This window comes from Streptomyces sp. R11 (assembly GCF_041051905.1).
Lineage (GTDB): Bacteria > Actinomycetota > Actinomycetes > Streptomycetales > Streptomycetaceae > Streptomyces.
In genome coordinates, this window is the sequence record NZ_CP163432.1 from 7,955,498 (window position 1) to 7,980,668 (window position 25,171).

General features: G+C 71.3%; 25 protein-coding genes, 1 tRNA gene and 2 pseudogenes. 20 read left to right on the forward strand and 8 right to left on the reverse strand.

The window, feature by feature from the left end:
* Positions 1–630: 630 nt before the first annotated feature.
* The 5 genes from AB5J55_RS36820 to AB5J55_RS36840 all read left to right on the forward strand — a co-directional run bounded on the left by AB5J55_RS36820 (position 631) and on the right by AB5J55_RS36840 (position 5,040).
* Positions 631–2,922 carry a sensor histidine kinase gene (locus AB5J55_RS36820; RefSeq protein WP_369274772.1) on the forward strand — a complete coding sequence of 764 codons (2,292 nt, stop codon included), beginning with the start codon at positions 631–633 and terminating at the stop codon, positions 2,920–2,922.
* Between the two features lie 92 nt (positions 2,923–3,014).
* On the forward strand, positions 3,015–3,449 hold the full coding sequence (locus AB5J55_RS36825) for a roadblock/LC7 domain-containing protein (protein ID WP_369274773.1): 435 nt from the start codon (positions 3,015–3,017) through the stop codon (positions 3,447–3,449).
* Between the two features lie 2 nt (positions 3,450–3,451).
* On the forward strand, positions 3,452–3,823 hold the full coding sequence (locus AB5J55_RS36830) for a DUF742 domain-containing protein (protein WP_369276393.1): 372 nt from the start codon (positions 3,452–3,454) through the stop codon (positions 3,821–3,823).
* On the forward strand, positions 3,801–4,400 hold the full coding sequence (locus AB5J55_RS36835) for an ATP/GTP-binding protein (protein ID WP_369274774.1): 600 nt from the start codon (positions 3,801–3,803) through the stop codon (positions 4,398–4,400). Before AB5J55_RS36830 ends, AB5J55_RS36835 begins: the two co-directional genes overlap by 23 nt.
* Positions 4,401–4,461: 61 nt before the next feature.
* Positions 4,462–5,040 (forward strand): GAF domain-containing protein, encoded by a 579-nt coding sequence (locus AB5J55_RS36840; protein WP_369274775.1) that lies wholly within the window; start codon positions 4,462–4,464, stop codon positions 5,038–5,040.
* 24 nt (positions 5,041–5,064) lie between these two features.
* On the opposite strand, the gene AB5J55_RS36845 is transcribed toward AB5J55_RS36840, so the two are convergent.
* Entirely contained in the window at positions 5,065–5,670 is a 606-nt protein-coding gene (locus tag AB5J55_RS36845; protein WP_369274776.1) for a GPP34 family phosphoprotein, read from the reverse strand.
* A gap of 272 nt (positions 5,671–5,942) precedes the next feature.
* On the opposite strand from AB5J55_RS36845, the gene tdh reads away from it, so the two are divergent.
* The 9 genes and pseudogenes from tdh to AB5J55_RS36890 all read left to right on the forward strand — a co-directional run bounded on the left by tdh (position 5,943) and on the right by AB5J55_RS36890 (position 12,832).
* On the forward strand, positions 5,943–6,971 hold the full coding sequence (gene tdh, locus AB5J55_RS36850; protein ID WP_369274777.1) for an L-threonine 3-dehydrogenase: 1,029 nt from the start codon (positions 5,943–5,945) through the stop codon (positions 6,969–6,971).
* Positions 6,972–7,011: 40 nt separating this feature from the next.
* A complete protein-coding gene (locus AB5J55_RS36855) occupies positions 7,012–8,205 on the forward strand; it encodes a glycine C-acetyltransferase (RefSeq protein WP_369274778.1) in 1,194 nt (397 codons plus the stop codon).
* A 37-nt stretch (positions 8,206–8,242) separates the two neighbouring features.
* Positions 8,243–9,145: a LysR family transcriptional regulator gene (locus AB5J55_RS36860; protein ID WP_369274779.1), complete on the forward strand. Its 903-nt coding sequence runs from the start codon at positions 8,243–8,245 to the stop codon at positions 9,143–9,145.
* 46 nt (positions 9,146–9,191) lie between these two features.
* Positions 9,192–9,779 carry a helix-turn-helix domain-containing protein gene (locus AB5J55_RS36865; RefSeq protein ID WP_369274780.1) on the forward strand — a complete coding sequence of 196 codons (588 nt, stop codon included), beginning with the start codon at positions 9,192–9,194 and terminating at the stop codon, positions 9,777–9,779.
* Positions 9,776–10,287: pseudogene (locus AB5J55_RS36870) on the forward strand (N-acetyltransferase family protein). Before AB5J55_RS36865 ends, AB5J55_RS36870 begins: the two are co-directional and overlap by 4 nt.
* Before the next feature lie 42 nt (positions 10,288–10,329).
* Positions 10,330–10,875, forward strand: coding sequence for a YfbM family protein (locus tag AB5J55_RS36875; protein ID WP_369274781.1), 546 nt, complete (start codon positions 10,330–10,332; stop codon positions 10,873–10,875).
* Between the two features lie 70 nt (positions 10,876–10,945).
* Positions 10,946–11,305 (forward strand): MmcQ/YjbR family DNA-binding protein, encoded by a 360-nt coding sequence (locus AB5J55_RS36880; RefSeq protein WP_369274782.1) that lies wholly within the window; start codon positions 10,946–10,948, stop codon positions 11,303–11,305.
* Between the two features lie 31 nt (positions 11,306–11,336).
* On the forward strand, positions 11,337–12,659 hold the full coding sequence (locus tag AB5J55_RS36885) for an MFS transporter (RefSeq protein ID WP_369274783.1): 1,323 nt from the start codon (positions 11,337–11,339) through the stop codon (positions 12,657–12,659).
* A gap of 99 nt (positions 12,660–12,758) precedes the next feature.
* Positions 12,759–12,832, forward strand: a tRNA-Pro gene (locus AB5J55_RS36890).
* A 75-nt stretch (positions 12,833–12,907) separates the two neighbouring features.
* Here AB5J55_RS36890 and rox read toward each other — a convergent pair.
* The 7 genes and pseudogenes from rox to AB5J55_RS36925 form a co-directional block, all read right to left on the reverse strand.
* Positions 12,908–14,335 carry a rifampin monooxygenase gene (rox, locus tag AB5J55_RS36895; RefSeq protein WP_369274784.1) on the reverse strand — a complete coding sequence of 476 codons (1,428 nt, stop codon included), beginning with the start codon at positions 14,333–14,335 and terminating at the stop codon, positions 12,908–12,910.
* A gap of 178 nt (positions 14,336–14,513) precedes the next feature.
* Positions 14,514–15,041 carry an NUDIX hydrolase family protein gene (locus tag AB5J55_RS36900; protein ID WP_369276394.1) on the reverse strand — a complete coding sequence of 176 codons (528 nt, stop codon included), beginning with the start codon at positions 15,039–15,041 and terminating at the stop codon, positions 14,514–14,516.
* A 42-nt stretch (positions 15,042–15,083) separates the two neighbouring features.
* Positions 15,084–16,256 (reverse strand): amidohydrolase family protein, encoded by a 1,173-nt coding sequence (locus AB5J55_RS36905; RefSeq protein WP_369274785.1) that lies wholly within the window; start codon positions 16,254–16,256, stop codon positions 15,084–15,086.
* A 1-nt stretch (position 16,257) separates the two neighbouring features.
* Positions 16,258–17,661, reverse strand: coding sequence for a glutamine synthetase (locus AB5J55_RS36910; RefSeq protein ID WP_369274786.1), 1,404 nt, complete (start codon positions 17,659–17,661; stop codon positions 16,258–16,260).
* 68 nt (positions 17,662–17,729) lie between these two features.
* Positions 17,730–18,539, reverse strand: a complete 810-nt coding sequence (locus AB5J55_RS36915) for an SAM-dependent methyltransferase (RefSeq protein WP_369274787.1) — start codon at positions 18,537–18,539, stop codon at positions 17,730–17,732.
* A gap of 156 nt (positions 18,540–18,695) precedes the next feature.
* Positions 18,696–19,541, reverse strand: a complete 846-nt coding sequence (locus AB5J55_RS36920; protein ID WP_369274788.1) for a hypothetical protein — start codon at positions 19,539–19,541, stop codon at positions 18,696–18,698.
* A 121-nt stretch (positions 19,542–19,662) separates the two neighbouring features.
* Positions 19,663–19,851, reverse strand: a pseudogene (locus AB5J55_RS36925) (response regulator transcription factor); the annotation flags it as partial.
* Positions 19,852–19,880: 29 nt separating this feature from the next.
* On the opposite strand from AB5J55_RS36925, the gene AB5J55_RS36930 reads away from it, so the two are divergent.
* The 6 genes from AB5J55_RS36930 to AB5J55_RS36955 all read left to right on the forward strand — a co-directional run bounded on the left by AB5J55_RS36930 (position 19,881) and on the right by AB5J55_RS36955 (position 25,165).
* Complete coding sequence (locus tag AB5J55_RS36930) at positions 19,881–20,807, forward strand: histidine kinase dimerization/phosphoacceptor domain-containing protein (protein WP_369274789.1); 927 nt, start codon at positions 19,881–19,883, stop codon at positions 20,805–20,807.
* A complete protein-coding gene (locus AB5J55_RS36935; RefSeq protein ID WP_369274790.1) occupies positions 20,768–21,061 on the forward strand; it encodes an ATP-binding protein in 294 nt (97 codons plus the stop codon). The genes AB5J55_RS36930 and AB5J55_RS36935 overlap by 40 nt, the downstream gene beginning before the upstream one ends.
* 91 nt (positions 21,062–21,152) lie before the next feature.
* A complete protein-coding gene (locus AB5J55_RS36940; RefSeq protein WP_369274791.1) occupies positions 21,153–21,794 on the forward strand; it encodes a helix-turn-helix domain-containing protein in 642 nt (213 codons plus the stop codon).
* Positions 21,795–21,846: 52 nt separating this feature from the next.
* The gene (locus AB5J55_RS36945; RefSeq protein WP_369274792.1) at positions 21,847–23,220 is read left to right on the forward strand and encodes a M24 family metallopeptidase; all 1,374 of its coding nucleotides are present in this window, start codon (positions 21,847–21,849) and stop codon (positions 23,218–23,220) included.
* Positions 23,220–24,197, forward strand: coding sequence for a thiamine pyrophosphate-dependent dehydrogenase E1 component subunit alpha (locus AB5J55_RS36950; RefSeq protein WP_369274793.1), 978 nt, complete (start codon positions 23,220–23,222; stop codon positions 24,195–24,197). Before AB5J55_RS36945 ends, AB5J55_RS36950 begins: the two co-directional genes overlap by 1 nt.
* A complete protein-coding gene (locus AB5J55_RS36955) occupies positions 24,185–25,165 on the forward strand; it encodes an alpha-ketoacid dehydrogenase subunit beta (RefSeq protein ID WP_369274794.1) in 981 nt (326 codons plus the stop codon). Before AB5J55_RS36950 ends, AB5J55_RS36955 begins: the two co-directional genes overlap by 13 nt.
* Positions 25,166–25,171 lie beyond the last annotated feature (6 nt).

Genomic DNA, 25,171 nt, shown 5'->3' on the forward strand with positions numbered 1-25,171 from the left:
CCCCGATGCCGCGCCCGCCCCAATGCCGCGCCCGCCCCAATGCCGCGGCCGGTGCAAGACAGCGCCCGCCGCAGTGCCGGGCGCCGCAGTGGCGTTCGGCGAGACGGTGTGGCCGGCCAATGGCTCCGTGCGCCCTTGCGGGACGGTTCGCGCGGGGCGCGCGTGAGTGTGGCGGGGCGCCCGCGAGGCTGTGTGCGCCGTTACGGCCCGTGACGCTTTGGGGGGTGGAGCGGCGGGCGTGCGCGTGCTGAAACGTCCCGGCCAGGGCGGGCAAGGGTATGGGAACCAGGAGTCGGCGCGGCGTGCGGCGTACGACGTGCTCCGTAGCCCGACCTTTCATCATGGCCACTTCTGACCAGGTCTGATCGTTCGATTTCCGCTTGTGGGCGAACGCTGGGGCGGGTTATCGGTCTGTCGTACGAGACCTCATACCAGAGCGGGACGCTGCCTGCGGGACTTTGGCAACTGCCCACCGCACTTGATGCGGAGGCGACTACTGTCAGTGTCCGTCGGGCGACGCGGAGCCGAATTCGTCGGTTCTGTCGACCGACATCGCGATGGCGCACGCCCCGGGCCGCGCAGACCGCGCGCATCCCAGGCTCCGACCGACGGACCAGTACGAGGACCCCGATGTCTCATCTCCGCGCCCCGGCCGCACGCGCTGACCGCCGTGAGGGCGGGCGGCACGGGCGCCCGGCCGCCCGCACCGCTACCGCGCTGCCCGAGACCCACATACGGCCCCAACTGCTGCGTCTGGCCGTGCTGCCACCGGTCGCGGTGACCCTCAGCGCCTTCGCGGCCGTGCTGTTCGTCGTACGGTCCACCGGAGTACGGCCGAGCCTCACACTCTGGGGCGTGCTCGCCGGCGCGGTCTCGGTGACCCTGGCGGGCATCCTGATCGCCGCGGTGGCCGCCAACCGCACCGCCAGGTCCGTGAGCGACCGCATCGGCGCACTGCGCCGCAGGAGCGCGCGCGGCGAGGCCGATCTGCGAGCCCTCGTCGACACCTTGCGGCGTGGCGAGGCCCCGCCGAAGCGCAGGCAGCGCAGCGGTCCGCCCGACGGCGCCGACGACTTCGAACTGCTCGCCGCCGATCTGGCCCGCGCCCAGGACGGGGCCGTCACCGCCGTTGTCCAGGCCTCCCAGCTCTCCAGCCAGGCGGGCAGCGAACAGAAGCTCGAGGTCTTCGTCAACCTCGCCCGGCGTCTTCAGTCGCTCGTGCACCGCGAGATCTCCATCCTCGACGAGCTGGAAAACGAGATGGAGGACCCCGATCTGCTCAAGGGCCTCTTCCACGTGGACCACCTCGCCACCCGCATCCGCCGCCACGCCGAGAACCTCGCCGTGCTCGGCGGCGCCGTCTCCCGTCGGCAGTGGAGCAACCCGGTCTCCATGACCGAGGTGCTGCGTTCCGCCATCGCCGAGGTGGAGCAGTACTCGCGGGTCAAGCTCGTGCCGCCGATCGACGGCACCCTGCGCGGGCACGCCGTCGCCGACGTCATCCATCTGCTGGCCGAACTGGTCGAGAACGCCACGGTGTTCTCCGCCCCGCACACCCAAGTGCTGCTCCGCGCCAACCTCGTGACCTCGGGGCTGGCCGTCGAGGTCGAGGACCGCGGGCTCGGCATGCCGGTCGGCGAGCAGAACCGCATGAACGCCCTGCTCGCCGACCCCGACCAGGTCAACGTCGCCAGCCTGCTGGCGGACGGGCGCATCGGGCTGTTCGTCGTCTCGCAACTCGCCAAGCGGCACGGCATCCATGTGCGCCTGCAGACCAACATCTACGGAGGTGTCCAGGCCGTACTCGTCGTGCCGCAGGGGCTGTTGGGGACGGAACCCGGGGCTCGTGCAGGCGTGGAGGGCGCGCAGGAGCCGCACAGGGCGGCAGGTACGCCCGTACCGCCGCACGCCCCGTCGCCGGCACGCCCGCAGCAACCGCGTCCGCCGCAGACGCCGGTGCCTCCGCAGCAGTACGGGCTGCATGCGTCGGCCGCGTCGGAGGGCGGGCAGCGAGGTGCGGCCGAGGCGTCCACGGGCGCGCCGCGTCGGCAGCAGCCGCCGGCCGGCGGGATGGGCCCGGCCGCTGGAGCGAACGGCACCGGACCGGCACCGCTACCCGTGCGCGGCGCCCACGAGGAGCGGGCCAACCCCGCGGAGGCCCTGCCCGGCATCAGGCCCGACGAGCGTGGCCGTGTCGAGGAGAACACCGCCGCACCGCTGGCCCCGCGCACCGGTGCCGGCACCGTCCGCGGCACTATGGGCAAGCCCCAACTGCCCCGACGCCGCGCCCAGGAACACATCGCACCGCAACTGCGTGACGGCCCCGCGCCGCGTCAGGAGTCCGACCAACTTGCCGGGCACGACCCGGGGCTGATGGCGGCCTTCCAACGGGGTGTCGGGCTCGCGGAGACGCAGCAGCACATGGAGTCGACACGCATGGAGTCGACAGGCATGGAGTCGACAGGCATGGAGTCGGCACGCATGGAGTCGGCACACGTGGAGTCGGCACACGTGGAGTCGGCACACGTGGAGTCGCCGCACATGGAGGCGGTGCACACCGCGACCAGGCAGGGGACCGCTTCCGCCTACAGTTCCACGCCGCACCAGGCCTCCGACACGACGTCGACCGACCCGGACCCCACCGGCCTGGCCCACACGTCCCCCGAGCCCACCCGCCTGGAGGCCGTGCGCCCGGTGCCGATCCACCTGGAGCCGACGAGTCTCGACACGGGGCACCCGCAGCCCTCACACCTGCGCCCGACGGCCCTGGATGGACTGCACACAGACGTGAACTCCATGACCACCCGTCCCTCCATGGACGTATCGCCCATGGACCCGGTCCACACCAACGAGAGGCAGCCCGGGTCCGCGCCGGGTGCCGACCACACCCCCTGGCACGACGGGAGCGCTCCAGCCGGATGACCACGTTCATGACCAGTTCGACGTCCGCCTGGAAGTCCACCCCCACCCCCAGCGCTCCCGCTGACCTTCGTACCTCAAGGAGTCGATCCATCATGGCGAGCGAAGCGCAGACCGCCCATGTATCCGATCTCGACTGGCTGATGAGCGGCCTCGTGCAGCGCGTACCGCACACCACCAGTGCGGTCCTCCTCTCCTGCGACGGGCTCGTGAAGTCGGTTCACGGCCTCGACCCGGACAGCGCGGACCACATGGCCGCCCTCGCGTCCGGCCTGTACTCCCTCGGCCGGAGCGCCGGCGTCCGCTTCGGCGACGGCGGAGAGGTGCGCCAGGTCGTCGTCGAACTCGACTCGACCCTGCTCTTCGTGACCACGGCCGGCTCCGGCACCTGTCTCGCCGTCCTGGCCGGTCGCGAGGCCGACGCGGCCGTGCTCGGCTACGAGATGGCGATGCTCGTCAAGAGCGTCCGCCCCTACCTGGTCACCGCTCCCCGGCAGCACTCCGTCGACCCCTCGGCGCTGACGCCTTGAACGTGACGGCGGCCGGCGACGGGCCCTGGCTCGACGACGCGGCCGGACGGCTGGTGCGCCCTTTCACGGTCAGCAACGGCCGCACCCGGCCCACCATCGCGCTCGATCTCATGTCGCAGGTCATGGCCACCGGGGCGACCCCCCTCGGCTACCTCGGCCCCGAGCACGAGCAGGCGATCGACCTGTGCCGCGGCCCGGTGTCGGTCGCCGAGGTCGCCGCCCATCTGAAGCTGCCGGCGGTGGTCACCAAGGTGCTGCTGTCGGACCTCGTCGGCTGCGGGGCGGTCACCACCAAGCCCCCCGAGTTCCACCACAACCCGACTGACCGGGCCCTTCTGGAGGCAGTGCTCGATGGACTACGACGACAGCTCTGATCCCTTTCCCACCGCGCTGAAGATCTTGGTGGCGGGAGGGTTCGGGGTAGGCAAGACGACCTTCGTCGGCGCGGTGAGCGAGATCGCGCCGCTCAGTACGGAGGAGCTGCTCACCACGGTCAGCGCCGCGACCGACAGCCTCGAAGGGATCGAGAACAAGGTCGAGACGACGGTGGCCATGGACTTCGGCCGCATCACGCTCGATCCGGAACACGTCCTGTATCTGTTCGGCACGCCCGGACAGGAGCGGTTCTGGTTCATGTGGGACGAACTCTCCGAGGGTGCGCTCGGCGCGGTCATCCTCGCCGACACCCGGCGACTGGAGGAATGCTTTGCCGCCGTCGACTTCTTCGAACAGCGGGGCCTCGGATTCATCGTCGCGATCAACGAGTTCGACGGCGGCTACCGGTACGACCCGGAGGAGGTCCGAGCCGCGATCGACCTCGACCCGCAGGTTCCCGTGGTCCGTTGCGACGCCCGGATCTCCAGCTCAGGCGTTCAGACCCTGCTGACCCTGGTCCGGCACCTCATCGCTCACACCCCGGCACCCGCGCCGAGCCACGGCGCCCACATGTGACATCCGCACACACCAGCACGGAGCCGCATATGACGTACGCCCACAGCGACGGAATCCGCCCATGAGCTACGGCCCACCCCACCCGGTCGCTCGCCTGCTGCTCACTCCCGAGGACAAGGAGGCCCCCGCCCGTGCGCAGCGGCTGCTTCGCATGGGCCTGGGGGAACACCCCGATCCGGCCCTTGACGTCTTCGCGGACCATCTGGCCGAGCACACCGGGACGCCGTACGCCATGGTCAACTTCATCGGCGAGAACCGTCAGTTCTTCGCCGGCCTGCATGTGCGACCTGCCGTGAACCTCGCCCGCGCCGACGACAGCAAGCCCCAGCTGGGCCGCCATTTGGAGCGCGACCATGGGTTCTGCCCCCATGTGGTCGTCCGACGCAAGGCGCTGGTCCTGGAGGACGTCCGCGACTATCCGCGGTTCGCCGGGAACCCGATCGTGGACGAGTTCGGCATCCGCTCCTATCTGGGCGCACCGCTCATCGACAGCACGGGGATGGTGATCGGCACTGTGTGCGTCGTCGACGTGGAGCCGCGGCCGTGGGGGAGAGCGGGACTGGAGACCATCAAGGCGTCGGCGGCGGACCTGGTCACCCGGCTGGAACGGCGGGAGGCCGACGGGCTCCCCCTGTTGTGACTGCTCCGGGTCCGAGAGCGGCGGCTAGAAACCGCGCCACACGTTGTCGAATGCGGCGTCCTCGATCGCCCGTCGTTGCCGTACGGCCTCCAGCTCCACGACCGCGTTGCCGACGGCGGCGAGGACGGTCGTGACCGTGTCGTCGGTGAGGTCGTCAGGGGAGCCGTCCGGCATGTCGTGCAACCCGGCGGCGGCAGCCAGGGCCGCCAGGACGGGCTCGCCCGACGCCCAGCGCTCCTCGGCCCGCTGCCGGGCCGCCGAGTCGACCGGCACCGACCGCCCGGCCCGCAGCGAGATCCGGTGGGCCCGCGGCCTGGCCGTGAGCCCCATGCTCTCCAGATCCGCGACATAGGCCGAGGACAGTCCGCGCCCCCGGCGCCACAGCCAGTCCTCGACGGACTCGTAGGGCTCCTGCCGTACGAGTGACGAGGCGGCCTCGTCCAGCAGCCGGTCGCCCGTCGGAGCCTGCGCACTCGGCGTGATGCGTTCGTCGTCGAGGACGAGGGCCCCGGCCTCGATGAGGTCGAGGACTTCGGCCGCCGCGAGCGCGAGCGACAGTTCGCCCTGCCCCACGGGGCGGTCGGGCGCCATGTCCAGCGCGACGATCGCGAGGTCACGTGCGGTGTTCATGAGCGACTCCAGGTCAGTCGGCCGAGTACGGGGCGGGAGCACCGGGACCGGCCGCGACGGCGGTCCGTGGGCCCTACCTCGATTGTCGCCGCCCAGAGGGCTTGAGGGGACGCGAGTGGAGGGTGTGAAGGAAAGCTGTGGCGCCGCTTAAGAAATCCTCGATGGACCGGGGCGCCGCCGTACGGCAGATTGCTAGGCGATTCCACCCCCCTCCCCGGCCGCGGGCGCCTTCGGCATGCCCGCGGCCGGGACTCACCGTCAGGAGCCGTTCCGTGAAGGCGCTGGTCAAGGAGAAGGCGGAGCCCGGGCTGTGGCTCGCGGATGTCCCGGAGCCGGCCGTCGGACCGGGCGACGTACTGATCAAGGTGCTGCGCACCGGCATCTGCGGCACCGACCTGCACATCCGGTCCTGGGACGGCTGGGCGCAGCAGGCGATCCGCACCCCGCTCGTGCTCGGGCACGAGTTCGTCGGCGAGGTCGTCGCGACGGGCCGTGACGTCACCGACATCGCCGTCGGCGACCGGGTCAGCGGCGAGGGACACCTCGTGTGCGGCAAGTGTCGCAACTGTCTCGCCGGCCGCCGTCATCTGTGCCGTGCCACGGTCGGGCTCGGCGTCGGGCGCGACGGCGCCTTCGCCGAGTACGTCGCCCTGCCCGCCGCGAATGTCTGGGTGCACCGGGTCCCCGTCGACCTCGACGTCGCCGCGATCTTCGACCCGTTCGGCAACGCGGTGCACACCGCGCTGTCCTTCCCGCTGGTCGGCGAGGACGTGCTCATCACGGGTGCCGGACCGATCGGGCTGATGGCCGCCGCCGTCGCCCGGCACGCGGGTGCCCGCAACGTCGTGATCACCGACGTCAGCGAGGAGCGGCTGGAGCTGGCCCGCAAGATCGGCGTGAGCCTGGCGCTGAATGTGGCGGAGACTCAGATCGCCGAGGGGCAGCGGGAGTTGGGGCTGCGTGAAGGCTTCGATATCGGCCTCGAGATGTCCGGCCGCCCCGAGGCCATGCGCGACATGATCGCCAACATGACGCACGGCGGCCGTATCGCCATGCTCGGCCTGCCCGCGCAGGAGTTCCCGGTCGACTGGGCCCGGATCGTCACCTCGATGATCACGATCAAGGGCATCTACGGCCGTGAGATGTTCGAGACCTGGTACGCGATGTCGGTGCTCCTGGAGGGCGGCCTCGACCTCGCCCCCGTGATCACCGGCCGGTACGGCTACCGCGACTTCGAAGCGGCGTTCGCCGACGCGGCGAGCGGCCGCGGCGGCAAGGTCATCCTCGACTGGACCGCGTAAGTCACCCGCGTAAGCCATCTGCTTTTCTAGGAGCTTTGAGATGTTCGACTCCGTGCGCGACGACCTGCGCGCCACCCTCGACGAGATCCGCGCCGCCGGCCTGCACAAGCCCGAGCGCGTCATCGACACCCCGCAGTCCGCGACCGTGAACGTCGCCGCGGGCGGCCGTCCCGGCGAGGTGCTCAACTTCTGCGCCAACAACTACCTCGGCCTCGCCGACCACCCCGAGGTGATCGCCGCCGCCCACGAGGCCCTCGACCGCTGGGGCTACGGCATGGCGTCGGTGCGCTTCATCTGCGGCACACAGGAGGTGCACAAGGAACTGGAGGCCAGGCTCTCCGCGTTCCTCGGCCAGGAGGACACGATCCTGTACTCCTCCTGCTTCGACGCCAACGGCGGCGTCTTCGAGACGATCCTCGGCCCGGAGGACGCGGTGATCTCCGACGCCCTCAACCACGCGTCGATCATCGACGGCATCCGGCTGTCCAAGGCCCGCCGCTTCCGCTACGCCAACCGCGATCTGACCGACCTCGAGCGGCAGTTGAAGTACGCGTCGGACGCCCGGCGCCGGCTGATCGTCACCGACGGCGTCTTCTCCATGGACGGCTACGTGGCCCCGCTGCGCGAGATCTGCGACCTCGCCGACCGCTACGACGCCATGGTCATGGTCGACGACTCGCACGCCGTCGGCTTCGTCGGCCCAGGTGGCCGCGGCACCCCCGAGCTGCACGGTGTCATGGACCGCGTCGACATCATCACCGGCACCCTCGGCAAGGCCCTCGGCGGCGCGTCCGGCGGCTACGTCGCGGCCCGCGCCGAGATCGTCGCCCTGCTGCGCCAGCGCTCCCGGCCGTACCTCTTCTCCAACACCCTGGCCCCCGTGATCGCGGCCGCCTCCCTCAAGGTCCTCGACCTGCTGGAGTCGGCGGACGACCTACGGATCCGGCTCACCGAGAACACGGAGCTGTTCCGCCGCCGGATGACGGAGGAGGGCTTCGAGATCCTCCCCGGCGACCACGCCATCGCACCCGTGATGATCGGCGACGCGTCCAAGGCCGGCCGACTGGCGGAGCTGCTGCTGGAACGCGGCGTGTACGTGATCGGCTTCTCCTACCCGGTGGTGCCGCAGGGCCAGGCCCGTATCCGCGTCCAGCTGTCCGCCGCGCACTCGACGGACGACGTCAACCGTGCCGTGGACGCCTTCGTCTCGGCCCGCGCCGAACTGGAAGGCTGACGTCCGGCCCACGCCGGACCTTGCGATAATCGATCTCATGATCGAAGCGCGGCGGCTCCACATCCTCCGTGCGGTGGCCGACCACCGCACAGTGACGGCGGCTGCCGCCGCGCTGTACCTCACGCCCTCCGCGGTCTCCCAGCAGCTCGCGGCCCTGGAGCAGGAGACGGGGCACCGTCTGGTGGAGCGCGGTGCGAAGGGCGTACGGCTGACCCCGGCCGGTGAGATCCTGCTCAGCCACACCAACGCCGTCCTCGCCCAGCTGGAGCGGGCGGAGGCCGAGCTCGCGGCCTACAGCTCGGGCGCGGCCGGCACGGTCACGGTCGCCTCCTTCGCGACCGGCATCGCCCTGGTCGTCGCGCCCGCGGTGGCCCGTCTCGCCGGGACCGCCCCCGGCATCCGCATCCGCGTCCAGGACGCCGAGGGTGACGCCAGCCTGCCCATGGTGCTGGACCGGCAGGTCGACATCGCGGTGGCCGTCGAGTACCGGGGGGCGCCGCCCGCCGACGACCCCCGCCTCGCGCACGTACCGCTGTACGCCGAGCCCTTCGACGCGGTCGTCCCGGTGAGCCACCGGTTGGCCGACGCGGCCGAGGTCCCCCTCGCTGAGCTCGCGAAGGACTCGTGGATCGGTCAGTACCCCGGCAACCCCTGTCACGACGTGGTTGTCCTGGCCTGCGAAAACGCCGGTTTCCAGCCCCGCCTCGAACATTCCTCGGACGACTTCCGCGCGGTCGTTGCCCTTGCGTCGGCCGACGCGGGCGTGGCGCTCGTACCGCGCTCGGCGCTGCGCGGCATGGACCTCGCGGGAGTCGTCGTACGGCCCGTGGACGGGGTGGCCCCCACGCGCAGGGTGTTCGCGGCAGTGCGTCGGGGCGCGGAGGAGCACCCGTTGATCAGGCCGGTGCTCGACGCGCTCGGGGAGGTGGCGGGGGAGTGAGGCTCCCGTAACGCCGTCGTTTCATATCCGGGATAGCGTCCCGAATATGAAACAAGTCGTAGACGGTGGCGAACCGCCGGACACGGTCGACGCCCGCCTCGGTGCCCGCCTGGCCGAGCTGCGGGCCGAACGTGGCTGGTCCCTCGGCGAGTTGGCGGAGCGCAGCGGCATCAGCCGTTCGACCCTGTCCCGCGCCGAGCGGGCGGAGATCAGCCCCACCGCCTCGCTGCTGAACCGCCTGTGCCACGTCCACGGCCGGACCATGTCCCAGCTGCTCAGCGAGGTCGAGTCCGAGCCCGTGCTGCTGCTGCGGGCGGCCGAGCAGCCGGTGTGGGAGGACCGGTCCTCCGGGTTCGTGCGACGGTCCGTGTCGCCGCCGCACGCCGGGCTGCGCGCGGAACTCGTCGAGGGCCGGCTCACCGAGGGCGCCGACATCGCGTACGACCGGCCGCCCGTGCCGGGACTGGAGCAGTACATCTGGGTGCTGGAGGGGGCGCTCGAAGTGACGGTTCAGGAGGCCGAGCACCATCTCGACGCCGGGGACTGTCTGCGGATGCGGGTGTGGGGGCCCACGGGGTTCCGGTGCTCGGGGCCCGGAGCGGTGCGGTACGTGCTGGCGGTGGTGCTGCCGTGATCGTGACGCGCCTGGATGGAGGCCAACTGCTGGACCATGTGGAGGACTTGGCGGACCTGCTGGTGGGCACCGTGGAGGACGGGGCATCGGTCGGGTTCCTGGCCCCCCTTGGTCGTACGGCGGCCATGGCCTGGTGGAAGGAGCGCGCGGCGGCCGTGGCCACCGGGCAGTGGGCGGTGTGGGTGGCACGCGAGGGCGAGCGAACCGTCGGCACGGTCAGCCTGGCCTTCCCCGACAAGCCCAACAGCCGTCACCGGGCCGAACTGGTCAAGCTGATGGTGCACCGGGACACACGGGGACAGGGCCTCGGCCGCAGACTCCTGACGACCGCGGAAGAGGCGGCGACCGGGCCGGGGTCACCCTCCTCCACCTCGACACCGAGACCGACAGCCTCGCCGAGCGGCTGTACGGGGCGGCCGGCTGGACCCGGGCCGGGGTGATCCCGGACTACGCGGCGAACCCGGACGGAGCGCTGCGGCCGACGACGATCTACTTCAAGCGCCTGTGACCGAACGCCCGTTGTCAGTGCCGCGTGGAACACTCACCGACGTTGATCGACCATGACATCGACGCAGCGGCCGAAGAGGCAGCACACACAGGGGGATTGGCAGTCATGGGAGTGACCATTTCGTTCGTCGGTGCGACCACGGAGGAGCTGGACAGGGCGGAGAAGGACCCGAATTGGGCCGATGACTGCGTCTCCGAGCTGTACGGCCAGGACTATCCGAAGCCGGACCGTCCCTATGGCGGCCCGGACAAGGCGTTCGGCGGCCTTCAGTTCCTGTTCGACGAGGCCGAGACATCACTCGAGTTCGTGATGGACGGGTTCCAGATCCGGGACGACGGCACCCTGTTCGGGTGGACGGCTGAACAGATCGACAGCGTGGCACGGGAGCTGCGGGCGACCCCGTGGGAGCGACTGGCGGCCCACTACGACGCGGAGCGGATGGGGAAGCAGGATGTGTACCCCAATATGTGGAGGTTCGACCCCGAGGGGCAGCTGGAGTGGCTGGAGGGGGCATACGAGGAGCTTGTCGAGTTCTTCGGCGCGGCGGCCGACCGCGGCCTCGGAGCGTTCATGACCTTCAGCTTCTAGAGGCCTCCCATGCGTCGGGCCGACCCCACTCACCAGGTGGTTGTCAGTGGCAGCCGCTACCGTGCCTGTCATGCCGGATGCCGAAGACGTACGCCGTATCGCCCTGTCCCTGCCGGACACGACGGAGAAGATCGCCTGGAGCATGCCCACGTTCCGGGTCGCGGGCAAGATGTTCGCCACGCTGCCCGAGGACGAGACCTCCATCGCCGTGCGCTGCCCCAAGGAGGAGCGCGACGAACTGGTGCTCGCCGAGCCGGACAAGTTCTGGATCGCCGACCACGAGGCGCAGTTCGCCTGGGTGAGGGCCTGGCTCTCCGCCCTGGACGACGAGGACGAACTGCGTGACATCCTCGCCGACTCCTGGCGCCAGGCGGCACCGTCGCGCCTGCTGGAGGCACATCCCGAGTTGGGGCCGGCGGCGGGCCAGTGAGACCGGCGAGGCATTGTCAGTGCCCGATGTCATGACCGGAAGGCGCAAGCAGATGAAGGGGCGGGCCGGATCCCACCCGGTATGGTCGCGTGACTTCGGCCTGTTCTTCGTCGCCCGGGCCGTCGCCCAACTCGGCGACACCATGCTGCCGGTGGCCCTCGCCGCGGGCCTGCTGCAGCACGGGTACGGCGCCGGAGCCGTCGGCCTCGCCCTGGCCGCCACGTCCGCCGCCTTCGCCGGACTCATCGTCTTCGGCGGGGTCATCGCGGACCGCTTCAGCACCCGCAAGCTGATGATCGGCGCCGACCTGGTCCGCCTCGGCACCCAGTCCCTGGCCGCCGTGCTCTTCTTCTCCGGGCATGTCGTGCTGTGGCAGATCTGCGCGATCGGATTCGTCAACGGCGCGGCGGGCGCCGTGTTCCAGCCCGGCGTCGCAGGCACAGTGCCCCGGCTCGCCACCGACGTCCAGGGCGCGAACGGTGCCATACGCGTCGCCGAGGCCGTGGCCCAACTCGCCGGACCGGCCCTCGCCGGTGTGCTCGTCGGTTTCGCGTCACCCGGAGGCGTGTTTGCGGCCCACGCGACCACGTACGCGGTGAGCGCCCTGTGCCTCCTGCTGCTCCGCCTGCCCCCACCGGTCCGCCCGCCCGGCGACCGCGCAGGCCGCGGGACCAGGGCCTTCCGGGCCGATCTGGCGGAAGGCTGGCGGGAGTTCAGGGCTCGCACCTGGCTCTGGGGCGTCATAGCCATCTGGTGCGTCTACATGATCGCTGTGTGGGGCCCGACCGTCCCGCTCGTGGCGACGGAGGTGGTCCAGCAGCACGGACCGCGTGCCTACGGCCTGATCAACTCCGCCCTCGGCGCGGGCACCGTCGTGGGCGGTCTGCTGGCGCTGCGGCTGCGCCCGCGCCGTATGCTCCGCGCCGGAGCGATCGCGCTCTTCGCCTTCGCCGGCTTCCCCATGACGGTCGGCGCCGGGCTAGACGTTCCGGCCATGGCGGCCGGAGCCGCTGTCGCCGGGGCGGGTATGGCCTTCTGGAGCGTGATGTGGGCGACCAGTGTCCAGACGCAGGTCCCGGCCGATGTCCTCAACCGCATCCACGCATACGACGTGGCGGGCTCCCTGGCGATGATGCCGGTCGGCCAGGCCCTCGCGGGCCCGGCCGCGGCGACCATCGGCACGGACCACGTGCTCCTGGTCGCCGGGGGCATGAGCCTCGTCGTCGTGGCTGCGCTGCTCTCGGTGCGTCCTGTCCGGGACCTGGTGCGGGCCGACGCCCTGACGACCCTGGGACCGGCCCCGTCTCCAGCGCCGGCCGCGACAGGCGAGGGCGTGTGCCCCGAGCGGACCTGAAGCGGCCGGGCGCGCGGAAACGAGTGCGCGACCACCGACCCGAGTGCGGTATTGTTTCCATGCACGTTCGGCCGGGGGAAACCCCAGGTCAGACGGCACCGGGACGTGGCGCAGCTTGGTAGCGCACTTGACTGGGGGTCAAGGGGTCGCAGGTTCAAATCCTGTCGTCCCGACGGTGCGAAGGGTCTTCGCAGGCGAGAGCCTGTGAGGGCCCTTCTTCGCTTGGGTTCCCGGTGCCGACCGGATACTCAACCGGCGGCGGCCCCGAACCACCGCGGCAGATGGCCGAGCAGCTCCTGCTGATCCTCGCCGGCCCAGGCCACATGGCCGTCCGGCCGCAGCAGCACCGCGGGAACGTCCAGTTCCTCGCTGGCGTCGACGACATGGTCGACCCGATCCGACCAGCCCGCCGCCGAGAGCCGGCCCGTCCCGTCGAGCAGGAGTCCGCGGCCGCCGCGCATCAGCTCGTAGAGGCGGCCCTGCTTCAGCTTCACGTCACGCAGCCGTCGGCCGAGCAGTTCATGGCCCTCGCCGAAGTCGTAGTGGACCCCGATCGCGGTGATCCTCTCGATCAGGTAGCGGTTCACGTCCTCGAAGTCCATCAGCTGCGACACCAGCCGGCGCACCGACTGCGGACCCGGTTCGGTGGACATCAGGTACATCTGCGCGCGGGTGTTGTCCAGCACGTCGGCCGCCACCGAGTGCCGTTCGCTCTCGTAGCTGTCCAGCAGCCCGTCCGGTGCCCGGCCGCCCAGCTCGGCGGCCAGTTTCCAGCCGAGGTTGAACGCGTCCTGGATGCCGAGGTTGAGGCCCTGGCCGCCGGTCGGCGGATGGATGTGCGCCGCGTCGCCGGCCAGCAGCACACGGCCGGACCGGTAGCGCTCGGCCTGCCGGGTGGCGTCGCCGAAGCGGGACAGCCAGCGCGGCGAGTGGACGCCGAAGTCGGTGCCGGCGATCGCCCGCAACTGGTGCTTGACCTCCTCGAAGGCCGGCGGGACCGAGCGGTCCTCGGCCAGCCCCGCGGCAGGCACGACGACGCGGTACACCCCGTCGCCGAGAGGCATGAAGCCGAACCGCTTCTGGGTCTTGCGGACTTCGGTCATCACCGAGATCAGCGTCTCCTGGGGTACGGCCACCTCCATCTCGCCCAGCAGCGTCTCCATCGTGGCGGGCTCGCCGGGGAAGCCGATGCCGAGCAGCTTGCGCACCGTGCTGCGGCCGCCGTCGCAGCCGACGAGGTAGCGCGAGCGCAGCCGTGTGCCGTCGGCCAGCTCTGCGGTCACCCCGTCGTCGTCCTGGCTCAGCCCGACCAGCTCGCAGCCGCGCCTGATCTCGGCGCCGACCTCGGTGGCGTGCTCGGCGAGCAGGCGGTCGGTGATGGTCTGGGGGATGCCGAGGGTGTAGGGATGCGCGGTGTCCAGCCGGTCGGGCCAGGGCTTGTCGATGCCGGCGAAGAAGCCGCCGACCTGGTATTGCTTACCGTGCGCGAGGAACCGCTCCAGCAGACCCCGCTGGTCCAGCACCTCGATGCTGCGCATGTGCAGACCGAGCGAGCGGACCACGGGGGTCGGCTCCGGCTCCTTCTCCAGCACGAGCACATGCACGCCGTGCAGCCGCAGCTCGCCGGCCAGCATCATGCCGGTCGGTCCGCCGCCCACAATGATCACGTCGATCATCACAACACTCATTTCCGCAGGCACTGGCTTCGGCCGGAGATTCTGCGGTACGAAGGGGGTCTTGCTGCAAGACCCCCAGTGCGCTATACGTTGAGAGTGGCAAGGAGTGAGCGACCTCCTTGCCCTTCGTTTTTTGTGGCCCGGTCCTCGTGGCCCGGTCCTCGTCGCCCGCGGGCGGTCAGATCACGCAGCCCACATGTGCCAGCGCCTGCTTCAGCAGCACCCCGTGACCGCCCGGCATCTCGCTCTGCACCGCCGGGGACAGAGCCTCCTGCGGGCTGAACCAGACCAGGTCGAGGGCGTCCTGGCGGGGCCGGCAGTCGCCGGTGACCGGGACGACGTAGGCGAGCGAGACCGCGTGCTGGCGCGGGTCGTGGTACGGAGTGATGCCCTGCGTCGGGAAGTACTCCGCGACGGTGAAGGGCTGGAGCGACGTCGGGACCCGGGGGAGCGCCACCGGGCCGAGGTCCTTCTCCAGGTGCCGCAGGAGGGCGTCGCGGACGCGCTCGTGGTGCAGCACGCGGCCGGAGACGAGGGTCCGGCTGACCGTTCCGTCCGGTCCGATGCGCAGCAGCAGGCCGATGCTGGTGACCTCGCCGCTGTCGTCGACCCGCACCGGCACGGCCTCGACGTACAGGATCGGCATGCGCGCGCGTGCCATCTCCAGCTCGTCGGAGGACAGCCAGCCGGGCGTGGTCTCGGTCATGTCAGACATTGCTTGATCATACTTTCCGGGAATTGCGAACGCTCAGTCGCGAGGCGGGCGGGGCTCGAAGGCGGGGTCGGGTTCGGGGGCGGGGAGTCCGTAGAGACGGCGGGCGTTGTCGCCGGCTGCCCACGCCGCGATCCGCAGCGCGTCAGGCAGGCCCAGTTCGTCGGCGTCCACCCGGTCCTGGAGCAGCTCGCCCAGGCCGCGGCGGAACGCCAGCGCGCCGAGCTGGTAGAACTCCGCCAGACCATACGCGTCGGAGGCGTACAGCAGCTTGCGGAACGGAGTGATCTCCATCGCCTCCGCAAGGATCGCCCGGGACCGGGCGGGGCCGACGTGGTGCAGGGTGAGGCCGACGTCGAGGTACACCTCCTCGAAGACCGCCGCCAGATAGGCGGCCTGGCGTTGGTAGGGCCAGCAGTGCAGCAGCAACACCGGAATCGTGCCCTTGATCAGGTGCAGCCAGTCCGTCAGGTGGGTCGGGTCCACGCGGTGCAGTCGGATGTCGCTGTCGCCGAACCCGGTGTGGAGTTGAAGGGGGCGCCCCAGATCTACCGCCGTCCACAGGAGATGACGTACCAGGACCGGGTCGGTCAAGCGGCCGCCGTTCGCCAGCCACTGCCGGGCCGCCGCGGTGACCAGCGCGTCCGACGGGCGCGCCGGGTTCAGATCGAAGCCGGTCCGGTAGGCGGCAACCGATTTCACGGCCACCACGCCCTCACGCCGTACGGCCTCCTCGGCGGCCGTGCGGAAGGCCGAGGCGTAGGCATCCGGTTCGACCCCCTGCGCCGCCAGCGCCTCGGCGATCGCCTCCAGCCGTACGACCTCGAACGCGGTCGCGTCGGCGGTCGCCGCCAGCTCCTGGGGTGTGCTGAGGCGCTGCGGGGTGTAGCCGGTGTCGACGCAGAACACCTCCGTTCCGGCGGCGGCGAGCAGCCGTCGGTCCACCTCGCGCCGGCCCAGCTCCGCACGCCGGGCCAGATAAGCGTCGGCGGGGGCGTGCCGCGGCAGATCCAGCAGGGGTCCGCAGTGGCGGCGTACGGCCACGCCGACCGGGGTGTCGAAGGACGAGATGCCGGGCCAAGGCTCGCCCTCGGTGAGCAGGGACTCGAAGCCGTCCCTGCCCAGGTCGGCGGTGACGATCCCGTGGCAGTGGTGATCCACCAGCGGCAGCGCCGCGAGCGCCTCGTGGACCGGCCCGGTGGCGCCCACGTCAGTACTTCCAGCGGTACGCCGCCGCGACCTGATCGTCGTCCAGCCCGGCGACGGCGTCGACCTCGCCCTGCCGTACGGCGATCACGGCGTCGGCGAGGACCGGGCCGAGCGCCGCACGCAGCGGCTCGTTCGTACGGAACGCCTCCACGGCCTCGGCGAGCGAGGTCGGCAGCCTGCGGACACCTCGGGCAGCCGCTTCCTGAGCGTCCAGATGTGCCGGGTCGCCGGTGATCTCCTCCGGCAGTCGCGCACCCGACGCAAGTCCGTCCAACCCGGCAGCGATCAGGCAGCCGAGGGCTAGGTACGGGTTGGCGGCCAGGTCCACCGGCTTGACCTCCAGGTTGGCCGCCTCGGTGCGATGGCCTGCCGTTCCGGTGACGACACGCAGCCCGGCCTCCCGCGTCTCGCGGCCCCATGCGGTGAACGCCCCGGCCCACTGCGAGGGTCTGAGCCGCAGATGGCTCGCCGGGCTCGGCGCGGTCACGGCCGTGAGAGCGGGGAGGTGGGCGAGGATGCCGGCCGCGAAGGCCTCGGCCTCGGGCCGCATGCCGTGCCGGCGGTCACCGCCCGCGTGCAGATTGACCCCCTCACGCCATGCGGAAAGGTGGACGTGGCCGCCGTTGCCGACGCCCTGACCGAGGACCGCCGGGGCGAAGGACACCGCGAGCCCGTGGCGCTGCGCCACCGCCCGGATCGTCTGCCGCACCAGCACGCTGCGGTCGGCCGCCGCCACCGGATCGAGCGCGGCCACCGACAGCTCGAACTGCCCGGCCGCGTACTCCGGATGGAACTGGTCGACCTCCACCCCCTGTCGAGCGAGCGCCGCCAGCAGCTCGGCGGCGCAGTCGCTCAACTCGACCTGGCGGGCGGCGCTGTATGCCGGCCCTGAGACCGCCGGCACGAACTCACCCTCGGGACCCGGGGGTTGGGCGACCGCCCACTCGATCTCGACGCTCGCCTTGAAGGCGATGTCGTGCCGCTCGGCCGCCTCGAGGACCGTCCGCCGCAGGAACGTACGGCTGCACCCGGGATGCCGCTCGCCCTCCTGGGTGATCCGGTCCACCGGCGCCCACGCCCAGCCGGGCTGTGCGGACAGCTCCACCAGCAGGTCGAGGTCGGGGTAGAGGCGCAGGTCGCCGTCCGGGGAGCCGAGGACGTCCGTGGTGACGATGGAGTCGCCGGCCAGGAAGGTGTCGAACACCGGAGACATCCCGACGCCCCAGGCCGCCGCGGAGGCGAGCTGCGCCGTCGGGATCGTCTTCACCCGGGCGATGCCCGCCGTGTCGACGTAGGCCAGGACGATCCCGTGCACGCCCCGCCCGGACAGCTCGCCGCTCAGCGCGCCGGCCCGCTCGACGTCACCGGGACGCCCGCCCGGGACGGGATCGGCAAGGGTGGTCATACGGTCTCCTCGACGAACTCGGCCGGTCCGTTCCGGTCCGGGCGGACACGTGTGGTCCCTGCTGGGCGTCAGGGTTTCACGGCGACCGCGCCGTACTGCGGCACCGCAGCGGGAGCGTCGGGGGCGCGCCATTGCGAGCAGGACACCATGCCCGGCTCCAGCAGCTCCAGCCCCTCGAAGAAGGCCGCGATGTCCGTGCCGCTGCGCGCCGTGATCGGCGGCGTGGCGTTCTCGTTCCAGAACTTCATCGCCGCGATCTGGCCCTCGCCGCCGAGCTCGGGGTCGAACGTCGGGTGCGTCAGGACCAGGTGGCTGCCGGAGGGAGCCGCGGCCAGGACGCGCCGCACGATCTCGCGGGCCTCGTCGTAGTCCAGGACGAAGTTGAGGATGCCCAGCATCATCACCGCGACCGGCTTCGTGAAGTCCAGGGTCTGCGCGGCGCGTTCGACGATGGCGTCCGGGTCGTGCACATCGGCGTCGATGTAGGCGGTGACGCCCTCGTGGGTGCCGGTCAGCAGCGTCCGGGCGTGCACGAGCACGATCGGGTCGTTGTCGACGTACACGACCCGTGAGTCGGGGGCCACGCGCTGGGCGATCTCATGGGTGTTGTCCGCCGTCGGCAGTCCGGTGCCGATGTCGAGGAACTGCCGCACGCCCTGCTCCTCGGCCACGAAACGCACCGCCCGGCCGAGGAAGTCGCGGTCCGCGCGGGCGATGTCCCGGATAATCGGGAACATCCCCGCGACATGCTCGCCGACCTGCTGGTCGACCTCGTAGTTGTCCTTGCCGCCGATCCAGTAGTTCCACACGCGCGCGTTGTGCGCCACACCGGTGTTCAGCTTCGCCGACCCGCCCGACGGGGTGTGGCCATCACTCACGACTCGTCCTCTCCTCGCACGAACGACCGAAACCGGCCATCGCCGCCATTGTGCCGCTCCGTTGATCACGTGTCCTGGGAATCGGCAGAGCGGGGACGGCTGTTGGAGGGCGTCAGCGCGGAGTGCGGCGGGAGGGAGAGGGAGCGGCCGGCCGTGTCACTCGATCTCGCTGGGGGTCGAGGCGGGCGACTTCCCGGCCAGGACGTCCTTGAGGCGCTGGGTGCCGAGCTTGACCGCCTGCCCCACGGAGTCGCGCTCGTCACCGTCGAGGCCGCCCGCCGTGACGGTGATCGCGTCGTTGCCGACACGTACGGCGGCGACGTCGAGGGTCAGCGTGGCCTGCTCGCCGCCGGTCGTGCCCTGCACCGTCACGCGCAGGCCCTCGCGGGCGTCGCCCACGTCGGGCAGCGAGGTCTCGATGACCTGGACGGTGCGCTCCTCGCCGTTCTCGGTCATCGTGAACTGGTCGCACTCGTCCGGCAGCTTCGCCATCCAGTTCAGGGAGTCCTGCGGGTCGTTGCGGTCGTAGGCCGCGACCTGGTACAGCAGCCGCGAGTCGTTCTGCGTGAAGCCGCGCAGCGCGTTCGCTCCCGACGGCTTGCCCAGCAGGTCGTCGTCGTAGAGAGAGTCCATGAGCCGCTGGCAGTTGGCGGCGTCGGCCTTGGCGGTCAGGAAGTCCGAGACGTCCACGGTGCCGATGAGCAGGCTGTCGTGCCAGTTCTCGGCCTCGGTGTCCTTGACCTGGGTCCAGTTGTCCTCGATGTCCGCCTCGGTGATCAGCGCGGTCTGTGCGCCGGACTCGGTGAGGGTGGCCCCGGTGGGAGAACCGGTCGTGGTGGGTGAGCCGGTCGGCTGCTTCCTGGCGGCGGGGGACGCGGTGACGCCGGAGTCCCGCGAGCCGTCCTTGTCGCCGTCGTCCGAGCAGGCGGCGGTGGCCAACAACGTTCCTGCCGCCAGGGCCGAGGAGAGGACGCGGACGAGTCGGGACGTACGACGGGTCATCGGGGTGCCTCCTGAGAACGTGACGAGTGTCCTCAGCGCACCACCGCAACCAACGGCCCACCACCGGCACCGGCCCGTTCGAGTGACCACTCCGGGAGCGCGTCGACGCCTCGCCGACGCCTCAGCCGCCCGGCTGCCCGTACCCGTGCTGCCAGGCCCGGGCCGCGATCTCGACGCGGTTCCGGGCGGAGAGTTTCAGCTGGACGCTGGACAGGTGCGTCTTGACCGTGGACAGGGAGACGTACAACTCGGCGGCGATCTCGGCGTTCGTACGGCCGAGGGCGACCTGGCGGACGACGTCGAGTTCGCGGGGGTGAGGGCTCGCCTACCGTGATCGGCATGAAGTCCGCCACCCCCCGTGGCTGCGCCCGGGGTTTCGCCGTCGGCTTTCTGTTCGCCGCGTGTGTCGTCGACGTGCTCTACGCGGGTTCCGACGGCACGGGCGTCCTGCCGCTGGCGAGCCCGGTCCGGCCGACCGCGGCCGTGCTGCTCGTGGGCCTGACCGCCGTGCTGTGGCCGGCCGGACGACGGCCCGCATGGCTGACACCGCAGATGCGCACCGCCGCACCCGCCGCCGCCTCGATCCTGTACGCGGCGGGCTCGCTTCTGGCCGGTGCGCGGAGCATGTTCGGTCCGGGCGAGGCCCTGATCCTGCTGTGCCTGCTGTTCGTCGCGGTACGGCAGTGCCCGCCGCGCTGGGCAGTGGCCTGCGCCGCCCTCGACGTGGCCGCGCTGCTGCTGATGCCGGTGCGGTACATGAGGTCCGTGCAGGACGAGGCGCCGGCCCTCATCGTGCTCGGCCTGGTGCTGGTCGGCGTCTTCGCGGGCCTCGCCGCATACCTGCGCACCCCGGACTGCCGGCGGACGGTCACCGTCGGCGAGACCCCGCGCGCCGAACGCGTCGCCATCGCCGCCGACCTGCACGATTTCGTCACCCACCATGTCACCGGGATCCTCGTGCAGACGCAGATGGCCCGCATGACGGCGCGGACCCAGCCGCAGGAACTCGACCCCGTCCTGGCCCGGCATCGAACGCGCCGCCACCGAGGCCCTCGCCTCGATGCGCCGTACGGTCGGCGTGCTGCGCGACACCGGGGACGAGGGCGGCGACCGTCGCCCGGTCGGCGACCTGGCGGGCATCGCCGAGCTGACGGGCGGCTTCGCGAGCCCGGTCCGGCAGGTCACCCTGAGCCGTTACCGCGGTCTCGGACGACCTGCCCCATGAGGTGCAGGCGGCGGCCTTCCGGGTCGTCCAGGAGGCGCTGACCAACGTCCGCCGGCACGCGGCCGACGCCGCGCACATCGAGGTCCGCCTGAGCGACGACGCCGGGCGCCTGGAGGTGTCGGTCGCGGACGACGGCCGAGGCGGCGTCCAACTGCCGGCGGCCGCCCCCGGCTGTGGCTTCGGCCTCGTCGGCCTCAAGGAGCGGGTGACCGCTCTGGGCGGGGAACCGCATGCCGGGCCGCGGGGCGGGGGCGGGTGGGAGGTCCGGGCGGTGTTTCCGGTGGGGAAGGTCTGACGTCGTGCCCCTTGAGGCGTTGCAGTACCGCGCGTGCTCCGCTCGCTGTTCAATGAGAGCGAACAGTCCTGCCCTGCCGAGAGGAGCCCCCATGCCTCCCGCCGCCGTCCCGCCGGTAGGCACCCGCATCCGACAGGCCCGCCTCGCGCGCGGGACGAGCCTGCGGGCGCTCGCCCGGGAGGTCGGCGTATCGGCGAGCCTCATCTCGCAGATCGAGAACGGCAAGAGCCAGCCCTCGGTCAGCACCCTCTACGCCATCACCACGGCCCTCGGCACCTCCATCCAGGCCCTCTTCGAGGCGGGGGAGGCCGCAACAGCCTCCCCGGCGGCGGCAGCCCCCGGCACTGTCCTGCACGCCCTCGCCGCGTTCGCCGCCGACCCCGGTCGCCGCATCGGCCCGCTGGTCATGCCGGAGGAGCGGGAGGTGCTGGAGCTGGACTCGGGCGTGGTGTGGGAGCGTCTCGGCCATGTTCCCGGCACCGACGTCGACTTCCTGCTCGTGACGTACCGGCCCGGCGGGGCCTCCTCCAGCTCCGGTGGCCTCATGCGCCACACCGGCACCGAATACGGCTGCCTGACCTCGGGCGAACTGATCCTCACCCTCGGTTTCGACGAGTACACGCTACGTCCCGGCGACGCCGTCAGCTTCGAGTCGACGACCCCGCACCGCTACCGCAATGATGGTGACGTACCGGCTACAGGCATCTGGTTCGTGTCCAGTGCTGTTCAGTGAGGCTTGACACTCACCGCGTACAGTCGTTGACTCCCAAGCGGGGGTGGTCGCCATGGCGATCCGCACTTTTGGACCCAACGCCGTCGACTGGGAAGAGCGCGTCGACCCGGACCGGCTGCGCAAACAGCGGCTGGCCCGTCTCAACGAGACCCTGAACCGCTCCGATCTCGGTGCGGTGCTCAGCTTCGACTTCGCCAACATCCGCTACATGACGGCCACGCACATCGGCACCTGGGCGATGGACAAGCTGATCCGCTTCGCCCTGCTGGTGCGCGGCGGCCAGCCGATCGTCTGGGACTTCGGCTCCGCGGCCCGGCACCACCAGCTGTACAACCCGTGGCTCGACTACAGCGACGGCAAGGAAGACAGCCCGCCCACCGGCGCCCGCGCCGGCATCTCCACGCTGCGCGGCGCCTTCCACCCGCAGGCCGGGATCGCCGCGGACGTCGCCGCGAAGATCGCCACCGAGCTGCGCGCACACGGCCTTGCCGACGAGCCGCTCGGCGTCGACGTCGTCGAGATGCCGGTCCTCACCGCCCTGCGCGCCGAGGGCATCGAGGTCGTCGACGGACAGCAGGTCTTCCTGGAGGCCCGCCGAATCAAGACACCGGACGAGATCTCCCTGCTCACCCAGGCCTGCGCGATGGTCGACGCCGCGTACGAGGAGCTGTACGGCTACCTGCGGCCCGGCGTGCGCGAGAACGAGTGTGTCGGGGTGGTCAGCAAGGTGCTGTACGACCTCGGCAGCGAGTACGTCGAGGGCGTCAACGCGATCTCCGGCGAGCGTTGTTCACCCCATCCGCACGTCTACAGCGACCGTCTGATCCGTCCCGGCGACCCCGCCTTCTTCGACATCCTGCACAGCCACCTCGGCTACCGCACCTGCTACTACCGCACCTTCGCCGTCGGCAGCGCCTCCCGCGCCCAGCGCGACGCCTATGTGCGCTGCCGTGAGTACATGGACCAGGCCATCGACCTCGTCCGCCCGGGCGCCACCACCGCCGACATCGTGCAGGTCTGGCCGCGCGCCGAGGAGTTCGGCTTCGCCGACGAGACCGCCGCGTTCGCCCTCCAGTACGGCCACGGCGTCGGCCTGTCGATCTGGGAGAAGCCGATCTTCAGCAGGCTGGTCTCCCTCGACCACCCCGAGGTCCTGGAGGAGGGCATGGTGTTCGCGCTGGAGACCTACTGGCCCGCCGCCGACGGCTGGTCCGCCGCCCGCATCGAGGAGGAAGTGGTCGTCACCGCCGACGGCTGCGAGGTCATCACCAAGTTCCCGGCGGAGGAACTGCTGGTGGCGGGCCGCAAGTACTGGACGGTCGGCGGCGAGCTGAACACCCGGCGCGAGTCGCAGTCCCACCTCAACACGTCCCGCAACCCCCTGGACACCTCCCGCAGCACCCCCCACGGCGACGGGTCCCGCTGATGGAACCGGCCGAACTCCTCGCCGCCTACGAGCAGATGACCGTCATCCGCCGGACGGAGAAGGCCGCCCACGACCTCTTCCTGCAGGGTCTGGTCAAGGGCACCACCCACCTCGCCGCCGGACACGAGGCCATCGCCGTCGGCGCGAGCGCCGCCCTGCGCCCCGACGACTACGTCTTCGCCACCTACCGGGGACACCATCACGCGCTGGCACGCGGGGCCACCCCCGAGGAGTGCCTCGCCGAACTCATGAGCCGGGCAACGGGGTTGTGCGGGGCCAAGGGCGGCTCCATGCACCTGACCAAGGCGTCCACCGGCATGCTCGGCTCGTACGCCATCGTCGGCTCCCACCTCCCGATGGCCGTCGGCGCCGCCTGGTCGGCCCGGCTGCGCGGCACCGACCAGATCGCGGTCGCCTTCTTCGGTGACGGCGCCACCAACATCGGCGCCTTCCACGAGGCACTCAACCTGGCCGCCGTATGGAAGCTGCCGGTGCTGTTCGTCTGCGAGAACAACCTCTACATGGAGTACACGCCGATCGCCGACGTCACGGCGGTGCCCCGGCCCGCCGCCGACCGGGCGCCCGCCTACGGCATCCCGGGCGAGGTGGTGGACGGCAACGACGTCCTCGCGGTCGAGGAGGCGGTGGCCCGGTTCGCGGCTCGGGCCCGGGCAGGAGACGGGCCCGCGCTGCTGGAGGCGCTGACCTACCGCCACTTCGGGCACAGCCGGGCCGATCCGGCCACCTACCGCCCGGCCGAGGAGGTCGAACGCTGGCTGAAGCACGACCCGTTGGACCTGGCGCGGGGACGGCTCGTCGAGATGGGGGTGTCGCAGGCGGTGATCGGCGAGGCGGACGAGCGGGCAACCTCCCTCGTCCAGAAGGCGGTCGAGGCCGCGAAGGCGGCGCCCGCGCCCGATCCGGACGAGGCGCTCACCGACGTATGGGCGGACGGAGGCGCGGCGTGGCGGACGTGATCAGTTATCGGGAGGCGGTCGCCGAGGGCATCGCGCGGGAGATGCGGCGCGATCCGTCCGTCGTGTGCCTGGGTGAGGACATCGGTGAGGCGGGCGGGGTGTTCAAGACGACCGTCGGGCTGTTCAAGGAGTTCGGGCCCGAGCGGGTATGGGACACGCCGATCTCCGAACAGGCCATCGTGGGGGCCGCCATGGGCGCCGCGATGACCGGGATGCGGCCCGTCGCCGAGATCATGTTCTCCGACTTCCTGGCCTGCTGCTGGGACTATCTCGCCAACGAGATCCCCAAGGTGCGGTACATGACGGGCGGCCAGGTCACCGTCCCGCTCGTGGTGCGCACCGCCAACGGCGGCGGGCTCGGCTTCGGCGCACAGCACTCCCAGGCGACCGAGAACTGGGCGCTCACCGTGCCCGGTCTGAAGATCGCCGCACCGGCGACTCCCGCCGACGTGATCGGCATGATGGCGGCGGCGATCCGCAGCGACGACCCGGTCGTCGTCTTCGAGCACAAGGCGCTGCTCGCCTCCAAGGGTGCGCCCGCACCGCCGGACCATGTCGTCGAGCTGGGCCGTGCCGCAGTCGTCCGCGAGGGCGCCGACGTCACCCTCGTCGCCCTCGCGTCGATGGTGCCGCTCGCGCTGAAGGCCGCCGACCTGCTGTCCGGCGAGGGCATCGAGGCGGAGGTCGTCGACCTGCGCTGTCTGGTGCCGCTGGACATGAGCACCGTGCTCGCGTCGCTCGGGCGGACCTCGCGGCTCGTCACCGTCGAGGAGAACCCGTACCAGGGCGGCTGGGGCGCGACGGTCGTCTCGGTCGTCGCGGACGAGGGGTTCGGCCTGCTGGACGCGCCGGTCAGGCGGGTGGCGGGGGAGTGCGTTCCGCTGCCGTTCGCCGACGCGCTGGAGGAACGGGTGATCCCCACCGTCGACAAGGTCGTCACGGCCGTGAGGACCCTCACCGCCTATTGAACGTCC